At 71.8% G+C, this 18,355-nt stretch carries 18 protein-coding genes and 2 pseudogenes; 6 read left to right on the top strand and 14 right to left on the bottom strand.

Annotation, left to right across the window (positions count from 1 at the left end):
• Nucleotides 1-47: 47 nt before the first annotated feature.
• Together AB0D48_RS33700 and AB0D48_RS33695 are read left to right on the top strand one after the other, a co-directional pair.
• Nucleotides 48-1,601: an amino acid permease gene (locus AB0D48_RS33700; RefSeq protein WP_362405835.1), complete on the top strand. Its 1,554-nt coding sequence runs from the start codon at nucleotides 48-50 to the stop codon at nucleotides 1,599-1,601.
• A complete protein-coding gene (locus AB0D48_RS33695) occupies nucleotides 1,598-3,154 on the top strand; it encodes a GMC family oxidoreductase N-terminal domain-containing protein (protein WP_362405832.1) in 1,557 nt (518 codons plus the stop codon). Before AB0D48_RS33700 ends, AB0D48_RS33695 begins: the two co-directional genes overlap by 4 nt.
• A gap of 53 nt (nucleotides 3,155-3,207) precedes the next feature.
• On the opposite strand, the gene AB0D48_RS33690 is transcribed toward AB0D48_RS33695, so the two are convergent.
• The 11 genes and pseudogenes from AB0D48_RS33690 to AB0D48_RS33640 all read right to left on the bottom strand — a co-directional run bounded on the left by AB0D48_RS33690 (nucleotide 3,208) and on the right by AB0D48_RS33640 (nucleotide 12,117).
• Nucleotides 3,208-3,864 carry a class I SAM-dependent methyltransferase gene (locus tag AB0D48_RS33690; protein WP_362405829.1) on the bottom strand — a complete coding sequence of 219 codons (657 nt, stop codon included), beginning with the start codon at nucleotides 3,862-3,864 and terminating at the stop codon, nucleotides 3,208-3,210.
• Between the two features lie 58 nt (nucleotides 3,865-3,922).
• Nucleotides 3,923-4,096 (bottom strand): annotated as a pseudogene (locus AB0D48_RS33685) (DNA-binding response regulator); the annotation flags it as partial.
• Nucleotides 4,097-4,329: 233 nt separating this feature from the next.
• Complete coding sequence (locus AB0D48_RS33680) at nucleotides 4,330-5,064, bottom strand: SOS response-associated peptidase (RefSeq protein WP_362405825.1); 735 nt, start codon at nucleotides 5,062-5,064, stop codon at nucleotides 4,330-4,332.
• A 116-nt stretch (nucleotides 5,065-5,180) separates the two neighbouring features.
• Nucleotides 5,181-6,584 (bottom strand): ATP-binding protein, encoded by a 1,404-nt coding sequence (locus tag AB0D48_RS33675; protein WP_362405821.1) that lies wholly within the window; start codon nucleotides 6,582-6,584, stop codon nucleotides 5,181-5,183.
• Complete coding sequence (locus tag AB0D48_RS33670; RefSeq protein ID WP_362405818.1) at nucleotides 6,581-7,312, bottom strand: response regulator transcription factor; 732 nt, start codon at nucleotides 7,310-7,312, stop codon at nucleotides 6,581-6,583. The genes AB0D48_RS33675 and AB0D48_RS33670 overlap by 4 nt, the downstream gene beginning before the upstream one ends.
• 27 nt (nucleotides 7,313-7,339) lie before the next feature.
• On the bottom strand, nucleotides 7,340-7,903 hold the full coding sequence (locus tag AB0D48_RS33665) for a hypothetical protein (protein ID WP_362405815.1): 564 nt from the start codon (nucleotides 7,901-7,903) through the stop codon (nucleotides 7,340-7,342).
• A gap of 78 nt (nucleotides 7,904-7,981) precedes the next feature.
• The gene (locus tag AB0D48_RS33660; RefSeq protein WP_362405812.1) at nucleotides 7,982-8,764 is read right to left on the bottom strand and encodes a cytochrome c biogenesis protein CcdA; all 783 of its coding nucleotides are present in this window, start codon (nucleotides 8,762-8,764) and stop codon (nucleotides 7,982-7,984) included.
• Complete coding sequence (locus tag AB0D48_RS33655) at nucleotides 8,761-9,381, bottom strand: TlpA disulfide reductase family protein (protein ID WP_362405809.1); 621 nt, start codon at nucleotides 9,379-9,381, stop codon at nucleotides 8,761-8,763. Before AB0D48_RS33655 ends, AB0D48_RS33660 begins: the two co-directional genes overlap by 4 nt.
• Nucleotides 9,378-10,145: a thioredoxin family protein gene (locus tag AB0D48_RS33650; protein ID WP_362405806.1), complete on the bottom strand. Its 768-nt coding sequence runs from the start codon at nucleotides 10,143-10,145 to the stop codon at nucleotides 9,378-9,380. The genes AB0D48_RS33655 and AB0D48_RS33650 overlap by 4 nt, the downstream gene beginning before the upstream one ends.
• 326 nt (nucleotides 10,146-10,471) lie before the next feature.
• Nucleotides 10,472-11,035, bottom strand: a complete 564-nt coding sequence (locus tag AB0D48_RS33645; RefSeq protein WP_362405803.1) for a hypothetical protein — start codon at nucleotides 11,033-11,035, stop codon at nucleotides 10,472-10,474.
• 236 nt (nucleotides 11,036-11,271) lie between these two features.
• Complete coding sequence (locus tag AB0D48_RS33640; RefSeq protein ID WP_362405800.1) at nucleotides 11,272-12,117, bottom strand: CAP domain-containing protein; 846 nt, start codon at nucleotides 12,115-12,117, stop codon at nucleotides 11,272-11,274.
• Between the two features lie 389 nt (nucleotides 12,118-12,506).
• Between AB0D48_RS33640 and AB0D48_RS33635 the strand changes: the two genes are divergently transcribed.
• On the top strand, nucleotides 12,507-13,580 hold the full coding sequence (locus tag AB0D48_RS33635; protein WP_362405797.1) for a hypothetical protein: 1,074 nt from the start codon (nucleotides 12,507-12,509) through the stop codon (nucleotides 13,578-13,580).
• A gap of 112 nt (nucleotides 13,581-13,692) precedes the next feature.
• Entirely contained in the window at nucleotides 13,693-14,199 is a 507-nt protein-coding gene (locus AB0D48_RS33630) for a hypothetical protein (protein ID WP_362405794.1), read from the top strand.
• A gap of 83 nt (nucleotides 14,200-14,282) precedes the next feature.
• Here AB0D48_RS33630 and AB0D48_RS33625 read toward each other — a convergent pair.
• Nucleotides 14,283-14,403, bottom strand: a pseudogene (locus AB0D48_RS33625) (GNAT family N-acetyltransferase); the annotation flags it as partial.
• Nucleotides 14,404-14,431: 28 nt separating this feature from the next.
• On the opposite strand from AB0D48_RS33625, the gene AB0D48_RS33620 reads away from it, so the two are divergent.
• Nucleotides 14,432-15,172 carry an SDR family oxidoreductase gene (locus AB0D48_RS33620; RefSeq protein WP_362405791.1) on the top strand — a complete coding sequence of 247 codons (741 nt, stop codon included), beginning with the start codon at nucleotides 14,432-14,434 and terminating at the stop codon, nucleotides 15,170-15,172.
• 21 nt (nucleotides 15,173-15,193) lie between these two features.
• On the opposite strand, the gene AB0D48_RS33615 is transcribed toward AB0D48_RS33620, so the two are convergent.
• On the bottom strand, nucleotides 15,194-15,709 hold the full coding sequence (locus AB0D48_RS33615; RefSeq protein ID WP_362405788.1) for a DUF3887 domain-containing protein: 516 nt from the start codon (nucleotides 15,707-15,709) through the stop codon (nucleotides 15,194-15,196).
• 358 nt (nucleotides 15,710-16,067) lie between these two features.
• On the opposite strand from AB0D48_RS33615, the gene AB0D48_RS33610 reads away from it, so the two are divergent.
• Nucleotides 16,068-17,981, top strand: coding sequence for a hypothetical protein (locus AB0D48_RS33610; RefSeq protein ID WP_362405785.1), 1,914 nt, complete (start codon nucleotides 16,068-16,070; stop codon nucleotides 17,979-17,981).
• Between the two features lie 179 nt (nucleotides 17,982-18,160).
• Here the strand turns inward: AB0D48_RS33610 and AB0D48_RS33605 are convergent.
• The coding region (locus AB0D48_RS33605) for a hypothetical protein (RefSeq protein WP_362405782.1) at nucleotides 18,161-18,355 on the bottom strand (195 nt) is incomplete at its 5' end.

The raw sequence follows: 18,355 nt of genomic DNA, 5'->3' as shown, positions 1-18,355 counted from the left end.
CGAGCCCGACCGACCGGAAATGATGTCTACTGTCGAGGAGTTGACCCATGGCTACTGATCCACCCTCCCCACCGGGCGATGACGCGGAGCTCGCCGAGTTCGGCTACCGTCCCGAACTCAAGCGGACGCTCGGCAACTTCCACACTTTCGCGGCCGGTATCTCGTACATCTCGATCCTCACGGGCACCTTCCAGCTCTTCTACTTCGGATTCGCCAGCGGCGGTCCCGCCTATTGGTGGTCCTGGCCGATGGTCTTCGCCGGCCAGTTCATGGTCGCGCTCTGCTTCGCCGAACTGGCCGCCCGCTATCCCGTGGCCGGCTCCATCTACAACTGGTCGAAGAAGGTGGGGAACGGACACGTCGGGTGGCTGGCGGGCTGGATGATGCTCACCGCCTCGATCGTCTCCATCGCCGCCGTGGCCCTCGCCTACCAGTTGACGCTTCCGCAGATATCCTCCGTCTTCCAGTTCGTGGGAGACGGGACGGGGACGTACGACGTGGCGACCAACGCGGTCGTCCTCGCCTCCGGCCTGATCCTCTTCACCACGGTCGTGAGCGCCTTCGGGGTGAAGCTGATGGCACGGATCAACACCGCGGGTGTGTTCCTCGAACTCATCGCAACCCTCGTACTGATCGTGTTGCTCGCGGTGAACGTCGTACGCGGCCCGCACGTCGTCACCGACACGGCCGGCACCGGCGCGGGCCAGCCCCTCGGCTATCTCGGCGCGTTCCTGATCGCCTCGCTCGCCTCGGCCTATGTGATGTACGGCTTCGACACGGCGGCCTCGCTCGGGGAGGAGTCCCTCGATCCCTCACGCAACGCACCGCGCGCCATCATCCGTGCGATCGTGGCGTCGTTCGTCCTGGGCGGCCTCGTCCTGATCCTCGCGCTGATGAGCGTGTCGAGTCTGCGCGGCGAGAAACTGTCCACCGACGGGCTCCAGTACGTCGTCCTCGACGTCCTCGGCCCGACGGCCGGCAAGGCGATGCTGTGGTGCGTGCTGATCGCCGTCACCGTCTGCGCGCTCGCCGTGCACACGGCGGCCGTCCGGCTCGCCTTCGCCATGGCCAGGGACAACAATCTGCCCGCCTCCTCCCGGCTCGCGAAGGTCAGCGTGCGGTTCGGCACCCCGATCCTGCCGACCGTGATCATCGGGGTGCTCGCCCTCGCGATCTTGCTGGTCAACATCCGTCAGCCGCAGATCTTCACCGTGGTCACCAGCATCGGCATCGTGCTGGTCTACGTCGCCTATCTCCTGGTCACCGGGCCGATGCTGGTGGCGCGGCTGCGCGGCCGGTGGCGGCCCGCGGAGGGCAAGTTCTCGCTCGGACGGTGGGGGCTGCCCGTCAACATCGTCGCCGTGGTGTGGGGGGCGGCGATGACCCTCAACCTCATCTGGCCGCGGTCGGCCGTGTACAACGCCGCCGCCCCCTACCACTGGTATCTGCGCTGGGGCGCGGTGCTGTTCGTCGGCGCGATCGCGGTGGGCGGCTTCGCCTACTACTGGTTCGTCCAGCGGCACCGTACGGGCGTCCTCGCCGAACACGCCGCCGTGGCCCGCACCGAGCCGGCAGCGCTGAAGGAGGTCACCCCCTCATGAAGGAAGACTCCGCGGAGTTCGACTACGTCGTGGTGGGTGGCGGTACCGCGGGCAACGTCGTCGCGGCGCGGCTGAGCGAGGACCCGTCCGTCACCGTGTGCGTCCTGGAGGCGGGCCCGAGCGACCTCGGGGACGACAACGTCCTGAAGCTGGAACGGTGGATGGGTCTGCTGGAGTCCGGCTACGACTGGGACTACCCGGTCGAGCCTCAGGCCGGCGGCAACAGCTTCATGCGGCACGCGCGCGCCAAGGTGCTCGGCGGCTGTTCCTCGCACAACTCGTGCATCGCCTTCTGGGCGCCCGGCGAGGACCTGGACGACTGGGCGGCGGCCGGCTGCACGGGCTGGAGCGCGGCGGACCTGTTCCCGCTCTACCGCAGGCTGGAGAACAACGACGCTCCCGGGGCCCACCACGGCCGGTCGGGACCGGTGAAGCTGCGTACGATCAAGGGCGAGGACCCGTGCGGCGCCGCCCTCCTGGAGGCGTGTGCGCAGGCGGGCATACCGACGACCCCGTTCAACACCGGCTCGACGGTGGTGCGGGGTGCCAACTGGTTCCAGCTCAACGCGGACGAGAACAACGTCCGGCAGTCCTCCTCGGTGGCCTACCTCCACCCGGTGCTGGGCAAGCGCCCCAACCTGGAGGTACGCACCGGGGTACGGGCGAAGAAGCTGGCGTTCCACGGACGGCGCTGTACCGGCGTTGCGTACCTGGACCCGGATCTCGTCCACACCCGTACGGTCCGCGCCCGGCGCGAGGTCGTCGTCTCCTGCGGCTCGATCGACACCCCGAAGCTGCTGATGCTGTCGGGCATCGGCCCGGCGGAGCATCTGCGGGAGGTGGGCGTGGAGGTGCTCGTGGACTCCGCGGGGGTGGGCGAGAACCTCCAGGACCACCCGGAGGGCGTCATCATGTGGGAGGCGAGACAGCCGATGACCACCACGTCGAGCCAGTGGTGGGAGGCGGGCATCTTCTACGACACCGAGCCGGGTCTGGACCGGCCGGACCTGATGTTCCACTACGGGTCCGTGCCCTTCGACATGAACACCGCCCGGCACGGTTATCCGACGTCCGAGAACGCCTTCTGTCTGACGCCGAACGTGACGCGTGCCGCATCGCGCGGCACGGTGCGGCTGCGGACGCGCGACTACCGCGACAAGCCGAGGGTCGACCCGCGGTACTTCACGCACGAGCACGACGTACGGGTGATGACGCGCGGCATCGAGCTGGCCCGCCGGATCGCCGCGCAGCCGGCACTCGCCGGCTGGGCCGGGGCGGAACTCGCCCCGGGCCCGGGTGTCCGCACCGCCGATGAGCTGCTCCACTACATCCGCACGACGCACAACACCGTCTACCACCCCTCGTGCACGGTCAAGATGGGGGCGGACGGCGATCCCATGGCGCCGCTCGACGCCCGCCTGCGGGTCAAGGGGGTCGACGGGCTGCGGGTCGCGGACGGATCGGTCATGCCGGATCTCATCACCGTCAATCCGTGCATCACGACGATGGTGATCGGCGAGAAGTGCGCCGATCTCCTGCGCGCGGACGCCTGACACCGAGCGTGCGTTGGGACCCTGACACCGACGGTGCGGTGCGGCTTCTCCGGTCAGATCCTGGCGATCAGCGCGTAGCGTTCGTCCGTCACCGGGCCGCCCCACAGGGTGGCATCGCCGCTGAGCGGTTCGACGCGCAGGTCGCTGACGAGCGGGCGCACGGCGGCGGCGAGGTCGTCGGCGGCGATGCCCCCGTGCCAGGGCAGGGTTTCGGCGCCCGCCACGTACGGCACACCGCTCTGGCCCGCCTCGCGCCAGCGGCCCTCGATCAGGACGAGCAGCCCGCCGGGGCGGATGCGGCTGACCCACTCGCTCAACGCGGCCTGCGGATCGGGCAGGGTCCACACCAGGTGGCGGGAGAGCAGCACGTCGAACCGCTCCTCCCCGGTCGGCGGCAGGGCTGCGTCGCCGATCAGGAAGCGGCCCGGAAGGCCGGCTCCGGCCAGTTTGGACCGGGCTCGCTCGACCATCCGGGGGGCCAGGTCCACGCCGGTGACCCGGTGCCCGGCCGTGGCGACCAGCTCGGAGAGCGACCCGGTGCCGCAGCCCACGTCCAGCACGTCCGCCGGGCCGGACGGGAGCCAGGCGGTCAGGAGAGCGGCCCATGCGGCGCGGGTCTCCGCAGCCCGCAGGCCGTGGTCCGGTTCGTCGTCGAACGTGGGGGCCGCCGCGTCCCAGAAGGCGGTGATGGCAGCAGGAGGTGTCGTCATCCGTCGATCCTCCCAGCCGCCACTGACAGCGCCCGCGAACGGCGCTCCGCCGCCTGGCGTCCCAGCCGTACTCCCACACGTCCCGCAGCAGGGTGTGCCGCTCCGGCACGACGCCCGGGTGGGCGGCGAACTCCAGCAGCCGTTTCAGTTCGGTCGGGGTCAGCGCCACGGAGCTTCCCGCGACGAAGACCTCCAGGCCGCCGGTGTCGATGGTCAGGTCCCCGAAGACCAGCACATCGCCCTCGGACGGTGCCGGCCCTTCATCCGTGGCCTGCCCGGGCCCGGGGCGGACGCGGACACGGGCGGATCACTGCCTCGGGGGTCGTCAGCGGGGGTCACAGTACGACGTGCTTGACCTGGGTGTAGTCCAGGAGGCCTGACAGGGAGAGGTCACTGCCGTAGCCCCCTGGGTCTGGTCCTCGGCCGCCGCGATCGCCGCTCCCGGACAGGAGGCGCGGACCGCGGCTAGGGGGTGGCGGGCTCCAGGAGGTGGGGGCCGTTGTTGCGGACGCTGTTGACCGCCGTCGAGACCGCTGTCACCGCGAGGCGGCCGCCGGCCGGGGTGTGGAGCAGGGCCCGCAGGTCGGCGGTGTCCTGGTGGGAGGGGTCGAGCCAGGTGTCGTAGTCACCCGGGTCGAGGGCCAGCGGCATGCGGGGGTGGACACGGCCGGCCAGATCGGTGGCTTCGGTGGTGATGATCGTGGCCGTGGTCAGCCACGCCGACGGGTCGTCGTCGTCCTTGACGGACGGGTCGCGCCAGAACTCGTACAGCCCGGCCATCGCCATCACTCCCGAGTCCTCGGGCCGGATGAAGTACGGCTGCTTGTACGCCTTCGCCGAGCCGGTGGCGGGCACGGAGACCCATTCGTAGAAGCCGTCGGCGGGCAGCAGGCACCGCCGACGCGTGAACGCGCGCCGGTAGGCCGGCTTCTCGTGCACGGTCTCGACCCGGGCGTTGATCATCCGCGCACCCACGGCCGGGTCCTTCGCCCACGACGGCACCAGACCCCACCGCACCGGCCGCAGCCGGCGCAGCACCGCCCCGGTGTCGCGGTCGGCGCGCTCCAGGACCGCCCACACGTCATCGGTCGGGGCCACGTTCCATGACGGCCCCAGCGCCCCGGCGCCGGAATCCCGCTCCGCGTCGAAGAGACCCGCGAGGTCCTGAGGAGCCCGGGAAGAAGCGTAACGACCACACATGACCAACACTCTCCCACTCCACCGCCGAGAACCGGGCAGAGCGCGCCCGACCCCGCCGAGCGGCCCGGTCGGCGGTGCCTCACCGCCCCAGCCCCCGCACGGACACGCTCAGGAGTTCACCGGCCGCGCAACCATCCCGTACGCCGTCGGGACGTGCGTGGCCGGCGCCCGGACGGCGGGGGTGCAGCGAGTGCGAAGACCACGGTGATCTGCGTGCCTCCGCGAGGGCCGCGCGCGACGCGCATCGAGCCGCCGGTGACGGTCGCGGCCCTGCGGGCGATGTCGAGGCCGAGCCCCGAAGAACCGGTGCTGCTCCCGCGGGAGAGGGCCCGGTCCGGTTCGGGGATGCCCGGACCGGCGTCCTCCACGACCAGTTCCACGGCCTGGGCGGTGCGGACGACGCGGACGCCGAACGGGGTCCCGGGCGGGGTGTGGCGGAAGACGTTGCCGATGAGCGCGTCGATCACGGCGGCGACGTCGTCGTCGGAGAGGCTGACGGCCGCGGGCTCCTGGGTGATGTCGAGGGTACAGGGCCGGCTCTGCTGCTCCGCCAGGACCGCCCAGAAGGCGGTCCGGCGCCGGACGACGTCGGCTGCCTCGCAGCGGGGACCGGACGGCCCCGCGCCGGTGGCGGAGTGGCCCGTGCCCGCTTCGGTGCCGAGCATGCCCTGGCCCATGGGGCCCACGGCGAGCGGGGTGCGCGCCGCGGTGATGATGGCTTGGAGTTCCGCCTCCAGTTCGCCCACCGCCGCCTCGACCCTGGCCGACTCCGGTGAGCCCGCCATGCGCTCCGATGCCAGGTGCAGGGCGGTCAGAGGGGTGCGCAGCCGGTGGGACAGGTCGGCGACCAGTTCGCGTTCGACGGCGAGCAGTTCGGTCATCCGGTGGGCCATGGCGTTGAAGGCGAGGCCCGCGTCCCGCAGTTCCTTCGGGCCCATGGGGTCCACGCGGGCGTCCAGGTTGCCCTCGCCCAGTGCGTGGGAAGCGTGGGCGAGTCTCTTGGACGACCTGACGACCTTCGCACCGAGGCGGTCGGCGACGAGCACGGAACCGCCGATCAGGCCCACGGCGAGGAGGAGCATGACCGCCCAGGAGGTCTTGACCCCGCGGGTCAGGTCCTCCTCGGGGACGAAGTTCTCGATGACGGCGACCCGGTCGCCGGGCAGCACAACCGGCTGCAGGCATATCCAGCCGCTGGGAATCTGCTGGGAGATGGACTCGCGCCCCTGCTGCGCCCGTTCGAGCAGTGCCGCGGGGGCTCGGGAACGGCCCAGAGCAGGGGCGTCCGGCAGGTGCACGACCAGGTGCTCGGTCGCGTCCAGACTGGCGGCGGACTCCCGCAGGGCGGACGGGTCCGTGGTCACCGTCAGTACGGGGGCCAGGGCGGCGGCCCGCTGCTCGGCAGCGGTGACGCTCTGCTCCTTGACCAGCGACATCACCAGGGCGGCCAGCGGTATGAGGAAGGAGAGGGCGACCATGGACGTCACGGCGAGCGCCACTCCGGCCAGTGAGCGCCTCAACGCGGCGCCACCAGTTTGATGCCGACGCCGCGGACGGTCAGCAGGTAGCGCGGGGCCGCCGCACGTTCGCCGAGCTTGCGCCGCAGGGACGACAGGTGCACGTCGACGGTCTGGTCGTCCACGTACGGCTCGCGCCAGACCTCGGTCAGCAGACGGCGTTTGGAGACGACCTGGCCGGTGTGGTGGGCGAGGAAGGCCAGGAGGTCGAACTCCCGGCGGGTGAGGCGCAGCTCCCGGCCGGCCAGGTACGCGGTGCGCGCGCCGGGGTCCACCGCGAGCTCGCCCACGGTGGTGGGGCGCAGCGGTTCGGCTGCCGGTGCCGGCAGCGGCCCCTGAGCGCCATGGGCGGCATGCGCGGGGGGAAGGTGGCTGGTGCGCCTGAGGACGGCGGAGAGGCGGGCGATGAGTTGTCCCCCGGAGAAGGGCTTGACCAGATAGTCGTCGGCGCCCGCGTTGAGGAGCTTGATGATTTCCGCCTCGTCGTCGCGGGCGGTGGCCACCAGTACGGGAACGGAGGAAATGCCACGGATCATGCGCAGTGCGTCTCCTCCGTCCAGATCGGGCAGCCCCAGGTCGAGGACCACCGCGTCGACGGGCGTCTGGGTCACCTCGCGCAAGGCGCCGAACCCGTCACCCACGCTGCGTACGGCATACCCGTGCTCCGCCAGGACCTCGATCAGTGACTGGCGGATGCTGGGGTCGTCTTCCACGACCAGGACGCTGGGCATGGGCACACCTTAAGTGAACGCTCGTTCCTAGTGGGCGTCGAAAGCCGGGCCGTCGTCGGTGATGCGCAGGTGCACGGGGCGGTCCGAGACCGGAATGGTGCAGCCCTCCTGGGCGCTGCAGCTCGCGTACCCGAGCAGCACCGTCGCTTCCCCGTTGCCGTCGGCGCGGATGGGCAGTGTGGTGGTGACGGGGCCGTCCGGGTAGACGGGGACCGGGGCGTCGACGCCGGGCACGCTGATCGTCCGTACGTCCGCGGCGGCCGTCAGTTTCCCGTCCGCCCGGAGGGCGCCGGTGACGTCCATCGCGGTCGGTCTGCCCACGCCCTCGATTCCGGTGGGCGGCAGATCGGTGCTGTAGAGGTGGAACCCCTTCTCCTCGGGGGTGAAGACCGCGGTCAAAGTGCCCTTCGGGGCATGCCAGTCGGAAACCGAGAGCGTGACGGTGACCCCGTTTTCGCTGAAGCGCGTCGTGGGCGCGGCCCCGCCGCCCTTGGCGGGCTGCTCGGCGCATGCCGCGAGCGCGGCCAGGGAGAGGAGGGCGGCCGCGGTTCGAACCTTCCGGGAATGCCTCACATACGTGGAAACGTTCATTTTGTTCCTCTGTATCAGGGGAGGGGACGGCAAGGGAGGGAAGCGGACCGGTCCGTGGTCTCGGGGCGAACACCGGCCCTAGACGGGTGTGGTGAAGTCGGCGCTCCACAACTGCAGCCGGTACACCAGGTCGTTCCACACCCCGGTGGCCAGCAGCACGCCGACGAGCACGAGCATGCCGCCGCCGGTCCGCAGGACCCACGGGTAGTGGCGTTTGACCAGGCCGAAGGCGCCCAGGGCCCGGCGGAACGCCAGCGCGGCCAGGATGAACGGCAGGCCCAGCCCGAGGCAGTAGGCCGCCATCAGCAGGGCCCCGCGGACGGCGCTCGCCTCGCTCCAGGCGAGCGCCTGCACGGCGGCCAGCGTCGGGCCGATGCACGGGGTCCACCCGACCGCGAACACCGCCCCCAGCACGGGTGCGCCGGCCAGTCCGAGCACGGGACGCCGGTGGCTGCGGAACTCCCGCTGTGCGAAGCCCGGCAGGAACCCCATGAAGGACAGTCCCATCAGCACGGTGAAGACGCCGAGTGCCTGGGTGATCACCTCCTGGTGGGCCAGCAGGGTACGGCCGAAGTACCCGAACAGGGCGCCTCCGGAGACGAGGACCGCCGTGAAGCCCAGGACGAACAGCGTCGCGCCGGCCGCCATGCGGCGGCGTTGCCCGCCGCGGGCGTCCGCCAGGTCGGAGACCGACAGGCTGGTCACGTAGCTGAGGTAGCCCGGCACGAGCGGCAGTACGCACGGCGAGAGGAAGGAGACCAGTCCCGCGAAGAACGCCACGGGAGAGGCGACGGCCAGCGTCCCGTGGAGGAGGGAGGGGGCGTCCGCGGCGGCGAGCGTCACTCCCGCGAGGGTCGTCATGACTCTTCCTCCGCCACGCGCGCGAGCAGGGGCCTCAGCTCCTCGTCCGTGACCGCGCCCCCGATGCTGACGGCGATGCGTCCGCGGCGGTCGATCACGAGGGTCGAAGGGATCGTCTGCGGGTTGAGGAACGCGGGAGGAAAGCGGAGCAGGAGCTCCCCGGTGGGATCGTGGAGGCTGGGGAAGCCCACACCGTGCGCGCGTACGAAGGACCGTGCCGCCGCGCGGTCCCGGTCACGGGTGTTGATCCCGAGGAACCGGACCCCCTCGGCCCGGGTCTGCCCGCTGAGCCGCTCCAGGTCGTCGGCCTCCGCCCGGCAGGGGCCGCACCAGGACCCCCAGACGTTGACCACGACGACGTGGCCCCGGAACTCGGCGAGGCTGACCGGCTCCCCGTCCAGGTCCTCGCCCGCGAGCAGGGGCGCGGCCGGCCGCGCGCCGGAGTCCACGACCGTGGCCGTGTCCGCACCCCGGACCGCGGCGCTCGCCGGCCCGGCCGCCGCCCCGGCACCGCCGGCGTCGGTGCCGGCCAGGCCGATGGCGGCGAGGATGCAGCCGGCCGCCGCCCCGAGACCGGCGCCGGCCAGGGACGCGGGCCGCAGGACGGGTCGTCTCATGACGCCCACTGGCGCAGGAAGGAGTTGATCCCCTCCGAGGTCAGGGACGGGTTGCCGGTGGCGTGGGTGTCGGTGCGCACCGTACCGGACGGCGTGACGACGATCAGGACGGGCATCTTGTAACTGCCACCCGAGGGACTGTACTTGCGCAGGAGGGCGGAGTTGGCGGAGCTGTTGCCACCGATGTCGACCTTGACCAGGTGGTACGAGGCCCCGAGGATCGACGCCGTCTGCGGCTGGGCGAACACCTTGTCGGCCGCCTTGCAGTTGCCGCACCAGTTGGCCCCGAAGTCGAGCAGCACCATCCTCCCGTCGGCCTTGGCCGCGCTCAGTGCCGCGTCGATCAGCTTCTGCGCATCGGCCGAACTGTCGTAACCGGGCCCGGGTATCCGTGCGGGGGCGGGCGCGGCGGAGGTACGGGGCGGCTTGGGCGCGGCGGAAGTGGTCTGGGCACGCGAGGGGGCCGGCGAGGAAGCGGACGGGGTACTGGCGGAAGCCGACGGCGAGGCCGACGCGGTCGGGGACGCCTCGGCGGACGCGGACGCGGACTCCGTCGCGGCGGGAAGGGCCTGCGACGACTGTCCGACCGTGGACGGTGAGGCGGACCCCACGGGCTGGGAGGTCGGACCGCAGGCGGCGGTCAGCCCCGCGGCGACCACGGCCGCGGCGACCAGCGGCAGCCGCGCCCCACGGAGCGCGGCTGCGGAGCGGGGCTGCGGCGTGCGGCGGTCTGCACGGACGGGTCGGAGTATGCGAGAACTCATGGCGAAGACACCCCAAGGCACGGTTCGGACTACGGGAGGGCGAGACGCCTCCCGGCTCGGTGAAGCCGACGGCACGACGGCTGGACGGGTCGCCGGGGCCATCACGCCCGGCGCCGAAGGCCGCTCGGCTGACGCGAGCATAGGACCGCTGCGGGCCGCCCGGACCCGGTGAGCGTGATCTTCAGGTTCCCCTAAGGAACAGCTCACGTTCCGCTTCGCCGGAACTCGGGCGATGAGCGCATACAAGGACGTGAACCCGCAAAAGGGATCAGGGGGGTGTGCGCCGCCGGGTGCGGCCGACCGGCCGGAGCGGCCCGGCCCAGCCCTCAGAACGACGTCTCGCGGACGCTGGCCTTGGCCATCGGCTCGATCGTCGCCGTGATGACCGAACGGTGGTCCGCGCTGGTGAACGTGACGGTCAGGGTGTCGTCGGCGGTCTGTGACGTGGTGGCCTTGAATCCGCGGCTGGGTACGGCGGAGATCAGGCACACGCCGCTGCTGCCGTACCGCACCGTGGCCTTGCCGCCCTGCGAGGGGACGGTGTGCAGGCCGGGTCCGCCGTCCTCGCAGTCGACGGCGGGCTTCGGCGCGGTGGTCCGCGGAGTTCCCGTCGGAGTCTTCGCGGGTGTGGACGTCGGCGCCGGGGGAGACGCTCGCTCGGTCGCGGTGGGCGAGCCGTCGGCGGACGCGCTCGGGGACTGCGGGCTCGGTGACTGGTCCTGCGTCGCCAGCCAGGCCGGCGGCGAATCGAAGACCATCGGGGCGGACCGCGCGACCGGAGGCGTATGCCGGGTCGAGCCGACCACGAACTGGACCGTGACGAGCACGGCGGTCACGCTGGCGGCCGTGCACGACAGCCATATGAGCAGGTAGCGCGGAATTCGAGGCACGGCCCCATAGTGGCCGACGCGCCGGACCGCCCGTCACCGCATCCCCCGAACAGCGGCTGCCGGCTCTGGCGACGGCTCCAGCGACGGCTCGGGTCCGGGTCGGGGTCCGTGTCGCGCTCGGGTCCGGTTCGGGTCCGGTTCGGGTCCGTGTCCGGCTCGGGTCCGGCTCCGCGGCGAACGCCGACGTCCTCCTGACCCGCGTACGGGTCGGAGGACGTGTGCGGGTCGGGAGATTCCTACTTCGGCGTCCCGAAGTCCTGCGTCCACCACGGGCCGCCGTCGCCCTTGTGGACTCCGATGCCGATCTCCCGGAAGGCGCAGTTCAGGATGTTGGCCTTGTGGCCCGGGCTGTTCATCCACGCGTTCATGACCGCGCCGGCGTCCGCCTGGCCCCGGGCTATGTTCTCGCCCAGGCGGGACCACCCGTACCCGGCCGCTTCCACGCGGGTGGTCATGGTCGACCCGTCGGGTCCGGTGTGGGACATGACGCCGCTGCGGGCCATGGTGTCGCTGTACGCCCGTGCCGCGGCGCTCAGCTTGGCGTTCACGGCAAGGGGGCCGCAGCCGGCTGCCGCCCGCTCCTTGTTGACCAGGGCGAGGACCGCGGACTCGGACTCGCCGGAGGCACCGCCGGAGGAGCCGCCGGAACCCCCGGAACCACCGCCGGCGGTCGCGGCAGGCGTACGCGCGGGCTTGCGGGACTGGGCCGGCGCCGGCGCGGCCGGGCTGCTCTCCTCTGCCGCGGATGTCGTGGGAGCGGCGGCTCCCGTGGCGTCGGCTCCGGGCGTTCCGGACGGCACCCCGCCCGTCGCGGACGCGGCCTCGGCGGTGAGCGCAGGGAGAGGAGCCGAGGGCGTTGCCGTCGCCTCCTCGCTACCGGTGCCCGCCGTCCCGGACTTCGGTCCGGTGGCGCCGTCGGCCCGCCGGTCCACGCGCGCACCACCGCCGGAGTCGGCCACCGCGGCCCCGACCGCCACCGCCGCGGCCGCCGCGGTGAGGGACAGCACGATGCGCGTGCGCACCGTCTTCTTCCGTCGCGCCTCGACGCGGGACGGCGTTCCGGGAGTTCGGCTGCGGCTCATGCCTGTAGCACCTCACAGAGAGAAGGGGAGGACGGGTCCGACCGAGCCTAGGGCGGTGACCAGCGAAAAGAGCCGCCTGGAGACGTTCTTCAAGGTCCCTTAAGGAAACCCGCAGGGTCGGCGCAGGAAGGGGCCCGTGGCAATCACCCCCTGTCACCACCGGGTACGGACAGCCTGGTGCGGGATATGCGTACGCGTCGGGGGGTTTGTGTGAGGACGTCCGGTAGATCTCAACAGCCCGTTGACCGACCGCCGGTGAACGTTTCAGCATGCACGGGTCAATCCGTTCGACGACTGACGAAGGACTGACCCGCATGGGTAAAGGATCGTTAAGTAGGACACGCGCGGCAGTAGCTGCAATCGGTACGGCCCTGCTGATTTCGCTGGCGGTGGCCACACCTGCGAGCGCCGCGCCCGAACCGAACGACTCCGGATCAGGTCAACTGGCCATCAAGTTGGGCACTCCGGAGGAAGCAACCACCCTCACGGACACCGAGGGCGACGTGGGCGCCGGTGACGTGGGCACCCAGGCGATCGACTGCGCCGAAGGGTTCATCCGGCTCACCCGTACCGAGTCGTGCTCGAACCTGAAGATCCCGGTGATCTACACGGTCGACGGAGCACCCGCCGGGACGGCGAACCTGCATTCCAAGGTCACGGCCACCCTCAACCCGCGCAACCGCTACGAGTCGAAGTACAAGGTGGAGCTGCGGCTGACGGACCCCTCCTCGTGGGCGGGTTGGCTCACCAACGGCCGGGTCGGCTTCGAGTGCAACCACTGCGACGTGAACGAGTCGGGTGAGCAGTTCCTGTTCCCGAACCAGACGCGGACGTACGAGTTCACCGTGGCCTCGCCGGGCCGGGCCCTGGTCAACGACAGCATCCGCCCGTACGCCACTTTGGACGCACCCCGTCACGACGAGGGCAGCGCGCTCATCGGGAAGACGTTCCGGCCTCGCTGCGACAGCACGCCCCGCATCACGCCCGTCAAGACCGGCGGCTGCGTGTACCCGGATGTCGCGGCCGTGTGGGTACTGGACACCGCCAACCCGAGGGTCGACGCGGTGGCCTGGCACGTCGACTGGGCGCAGCGCAACCTGGACCAGCCGTGGGGCAAGCCGGGTACCCGGTACCCGCTGCACCGCACGTTCGACGAGAAGGTCATCGACGCCAACCGTGACGTGGCCTGCGGCCGTAACGTACCCCGGCCACCGCCGGGCAGCGGGCTGGCGTGCGACGAGTACCCGTTCGCCCAGTCGCTGGAGGGGGCCGGCCGGAACCCGGACTACTCCTGTCACTTCCTCGACGGCGACGACAACTCCCGTGAGGGCAGCCTGCGCAAGGCGTCGCTGAACGGTCAGCGGGTCCTTGAGGGCGACGCGTTCTACGTCCGCGTCCTCAAGTCCGCGGGTGCCGTGGCGCCTCCGCAGGCGATGGGGCCGGTCGGCTGCGGCAGCGACTGACCCTGACACACCCGGGCGCCGCCACTTCTGCTGAACCGGCACCCCGAGAGCAGGGCCGCACCCACCATGGGTGCGGCCCCGTTCCGATGCGAGACCGAGGGGAAGATCCCACATGCCCGCCCCGCAGCACACCACCACCAGCAGCGTCCACGTCGACGCCGGCACGATCGACCTCACGGGGGAGGACCTCGTGGCCGAGTTCGAACCCGAGTGGACGCTGAACGGCCTGGTCGAGGCCGACCCGAACGACGGCAGCGCCCGCATCCTGTGCGGGCAGGAGATCGGCCGCATCGCCGTCACCGCCCAGCTCTGGGAAGAGGCCCCGCCGCTGGACCCGGACGGGTGGCAGGACGTCGCCGAGGTGCCGGTCTCGTGGGACTCCGCGTTCCTCGACTTCGCCACGACCGGCACCGAAGTGGACCCGGCCGGCCGGCTGGACCTTCCAGGTCCCGGCGACTACCGGATCCGCGTCCACGGCAGGAACCGCGACGACGGCGACCCGCGCACCGCGAGCGATCCCGTCGAGGAGTACCTGATCCAGGTGTGGCCCGCCCCGGCCGGAGGCCCCGAGCTGTGGAAGGCGACCAGCCGGACCGCCGCACGCTGGCGCGCACCCTGAGCGGTACGCAGGCACTCAGCAGGCCAGTGGTCGACACCGAGGCCGCGTGCCGCGCCGGCGCCGTCGTGAAACCAGTCGGCGAACGGCTTGCGGTAGCGCAGTTGCTCGTCCTTCCGCCGGAAGCCCACGCTCTCGTGGAGGTCGTAAGGACCGGTGCGGATTCGCCGTCCCGGTGTACGGCCGGGCCGTCACTGCGCCGTGTTCGCAGGCAGCCGTGGCAGGATCGGTCGGTATGAGCATGGAACAAGCGGATCGGCCCGTCGCCCTGGTCACCGGGTCCACCTCGGGCATCGGGGAGGCCGTCGCGCGGAGGCTGTCGGCGGACGGGATGCGGGTCGTCGTGCACTCGCGGCGCAGTGCGGAGGCCGGGGACGCGCTCGCGGCGGAGCTCGGCGGGGCGTACGTGCGGGCGGACCTGGCGGTGGAGGAGGAGGCCCAGGGGCTGGTCGGGGCGGCGCTCGACCGGTTCGGGCGGCTCGACGTGCTGGTGAACAACGCGGGCATCAGCTGGCCGATCCCGCACGACGACCTGGCCGCGGCGGCGCCGGCGGACTGGCGGCAGCTGCTGGAAGTCAACCTGATCGCGCCGTGGGTACTGTGCACGACGGCGCTTCCGGCGCTGCGCCGGTCCCCCGCGGGTGGCAGCATCGTGAACATCACCAGCCATGCCGGGGTGCGTCCCAAGGGCTCGTCGGTGCCGTACGCAGCGAGCAAGGCCGCGCTGAATCACGTGACACGGCTGCTGGCGGCCACGCTCGCGCCGGACGTGCGGGTCAACGCGGTCGCTCCGGGGCTGGTGGACACGCCCATGACGAAGGACTGGGCTCACGCGCACGAGGTGTGGCGGAATCGCGCGCCCATGCGCCGCCCGGCTCAGCCTGCCGATGTGGCCGACCTGGTGGCGTCGGTGATCGCCAACACCTATCTCACCGGCGAGGTCATCCTGCTCGACGGAGGACTGAACCTGACCTGATGCCGCCCGCACGCAGGGGGTCTACGAGATCGGCACCCCTGTACCGAGGAACCACAGACCGGCGATGCTGCCGTCCTTGTGGAATGTCAGGCGGAACTCACCGGGCTTGTCTTCCATGCGCAGCGGCACGTTGACCACGGTGAGCTCTCCGGACGCGACGTCCTTGGGATCCCCGTGTGACTGATAGCTGCCGAATGTGGCCTGGTAGTTCTTCCAGGCCTCCGCGAGGGCGTCCGGCGGCAGTGCCTTGCGCATCGTCGTATCGAAGTGGGCTGTGGCCGCGGTGAAGTCGCCGCTCACGATGTCGTCGAGCGTCTGAGCGGCGATCCGGTCGTAGCGGGAGGGAGCCGGGGATCGGGTCTGGGCCGGGGATGCTGCCACGGCCGGGCCAGCGACCGTCGTGGTGGCGGGGGCCCGCATCGCGGCCCACGCGACACCGTTGACCGGCAACAGCGCGCAGGCGGCCAGCGTGACGGTGGCTACCACGTGGACCAGCTGCCGCTTGCCTCTGATCGTTTTCGTGTCTTCGTCGGACATCAGGACCACGACTTCCTCCAGCGTGGCGGGTCCGGATACGTCCATCTTGCTCCACCCGCCCTCCCCTCGCACACCGGGGCGCAGAGGGCCTCCGGCCGTCCGCTGAGGACCGCTGGACCGGCCTCGGCCCGTTCCCGACGGAGGCCGACGCCCCGACCAGCCGCACCGCGTCGCACTCGGCGGTCCCCGCTGTGTCTGTCACACGATCGGATGTCGTTGCGGCCCCATCCGGTGGGACACGTCCCGACTCCCCTTCCCCCAGGACCGGATGCGTGCAAGGTGGGTCCAGCTTTCGGCGCCCGGGCACCCTCCGCCCGGCGCGCCCGTCTGGCAACGGAAGGGCCTGTATCCGATGGCGATGGTGAGGGCTCTGCTGCCCGCCCTGCTTTCCATGGCACTGACGGGCGTTCCCGCCGTGCTCCCGAACACCGCGGCAGCCGTGCCCTACGACGGGCAGACCCGCCGCGAGACCGCCCTGTTCAGTGTGAAGTCCACCAACAACGCGGCGGCCCAGGCCTTCACGGTGACCGGCACCCGGCTCTCCCGGGTCAGTTTCTACCTGGGCAGCGGTGCCGCGACCGGGACCGTGACCGTCCAGGTCCGCCGGGTCCGGACCGACGCCGGGTCGGCTGTCGCCTCGAAGACGCTGAGCCTCGCCGCCCTGGGCGGGGCCGGCGCGGGCTGGGTCGAATTTCCGGTCAGCGCGTCCGTCACCGCGGGCGCCACGTACTACTTGTTCGTCCAGGCGACCACGGCGGAGAGCAAACCCGTCGCCTGGTACGGCACCCGGCAGTCCGTACCAGGCTCCTTGACCAGCTGGAACTACGACAAGGCGTACTGGGGCGGCTGGCACGCCGACAGCTCCCGGCTGGCCTTCCACGTCAATCCCACCGGGAGCGAGCGCTGCGGGGAAACGGAGCCCTGCTACGTGCCCGCCTCGGCACTCGCGGCCCGTACCTCGGGGCTGCTGACCAACCGGGTGGCCACCGAGGCCGTACTGCCCTCCTTCGCCGTCGGTGCCTCCTACGTCGACGGCAGCAACGTGCTGCGCCTGCCGTCCGGCCGGTGGCGATATCTGCCCGACGGCGCCTCCGCGTCCACCGTGGTCGCGGCAGATGACCCGGGCGCCCTCGCGCAGGTCGACGAGGGCCGCGCCTGGCTGGCCGCCGGCCGGGTGCCGGGGACCACCACCGCGCAGCGGGCCGCGGCGCAGCGTGCGCTGCTGTCGATGCGGGCGCTGCTGAAGCCCAACGGCGCGTTCGCCGCGGGGTGGTCACCGCCCTGGGAGTACTCCTGGCCACGGGACGGCGCCTTCGCCGCCGTCGCTTTCGCCGCCACCGGGCACGACGACGAGGCGTACCGGATCCTGGGTTATGACGCGCGCACCCAGCGGGCCGACGGGACCTGGGAGGCCCGTACCAAGCTCGATGCCAGCGGACCGCCCGACGCCCGGAAGTGGCAGCTCGACGCCAACGGCTGGGTGCCTTGGGCCACCTGGCAGTGGTACCAGGCGGCGCCGCCGGGCGCCAGGGACGAACGACTGCGCACGCTCTACCCGATGGTGCGGAAGGCGGCGGACTACGCCACGCGGTCCCTGGGGCCGAACGGGCTGCCGCCGGCGTCCCCCGACTACTGGGAGCTGGACACCGCGACCACCAACATCGGTACCGCCGCTCCGTTGCTGGCGGGGCTCAACGCCTCTGCCGACCTGGCTGCCCGGCTGGGCATGGACGGGGACGCGGAGCGCTGGGGCGACGCGGCCCGGCGGCTGTCCGCCGGCATCGCCGCCGCCTTCGCGCCGCTGGGCTACCAGCGGACCATCGACGGCAAGCACGGCAGGGACAGCGCGGTGGCGTTCATGGCGCCCCCGTTCAACACCGCCCCGCCCGGCCTCGGCGGAGCGCTGGACTCCACCTACCGGGCGCTGCTGCTGCCCAATGGCGGCGTCTCGCCCGGCAACGACCCCGGGTTCAGCTGGGGGTCGTACGCCTGGACGGCCAGTACCTCCTTCTTCGCCCTCGCCTGGTCGGGTACGGGCGAACAGGCGAGGGCGGGCAGGGTGCTGGACTGGGTGCTGTCGAAGCGGAACGGGCTGGGCGAGCTTCCCGAAACGGTGAACGGAGCCGGGTTGCCGTCCTCGGTCGCGCCCCTGGGCTGGACGGACTCGCTGGTCGTGCTCACCGCGCTGGCCCTCCAGGGCTCCCCGCAGCCCACCCCGCCCACGCGGGCGGGCACGGCGCGGACGGGCACGGCGCCCCTCGGCGGCAGATGAGGTCGGCCGCCCCACCGCCGCACTGCCTTCACGACACGTGAAGGAGATCGGCGGAGGAGTCGGCGCCCCGTACGGCAGCAGACGCCGGAGAGGTGGTCAGCCTCTCCGGCGTCTGCTGTGTGTTGGGGCGGGTGGCTCGCCGGGGTCTGCTCCCGGGGGGCCTGCGGGGCGGTCAGCCCTCACTTGCCGAGCTTTGCCTTCAGGTCCTGCTTGAGCTGGTTCTTGATCACCTGCTTGTCGACCTTGTTCACGGTGCCGCCCGTGCCCGTGCCGTCACCGCCCACCGAGGTGGCGTCACCGGTGTTGATCGCGTCGGCACTGGCGTTACCGCCGGTGGCCGCACCGGTGGTGATCGTGCACTTGCCCTTGCACTG

The sequence above is a fragment of the Streptomyces sp. NPDC048269 genome (assembly GCF_040652395.1).
Lineage (GTDB): Bacteria > Actinomycetota > Actinomycetes > Streptomycetales > Streptomycetaceae > Streptomyces.
This window is presented reverse-complemented; position numbering and strand designations above follow the sequence as displayed.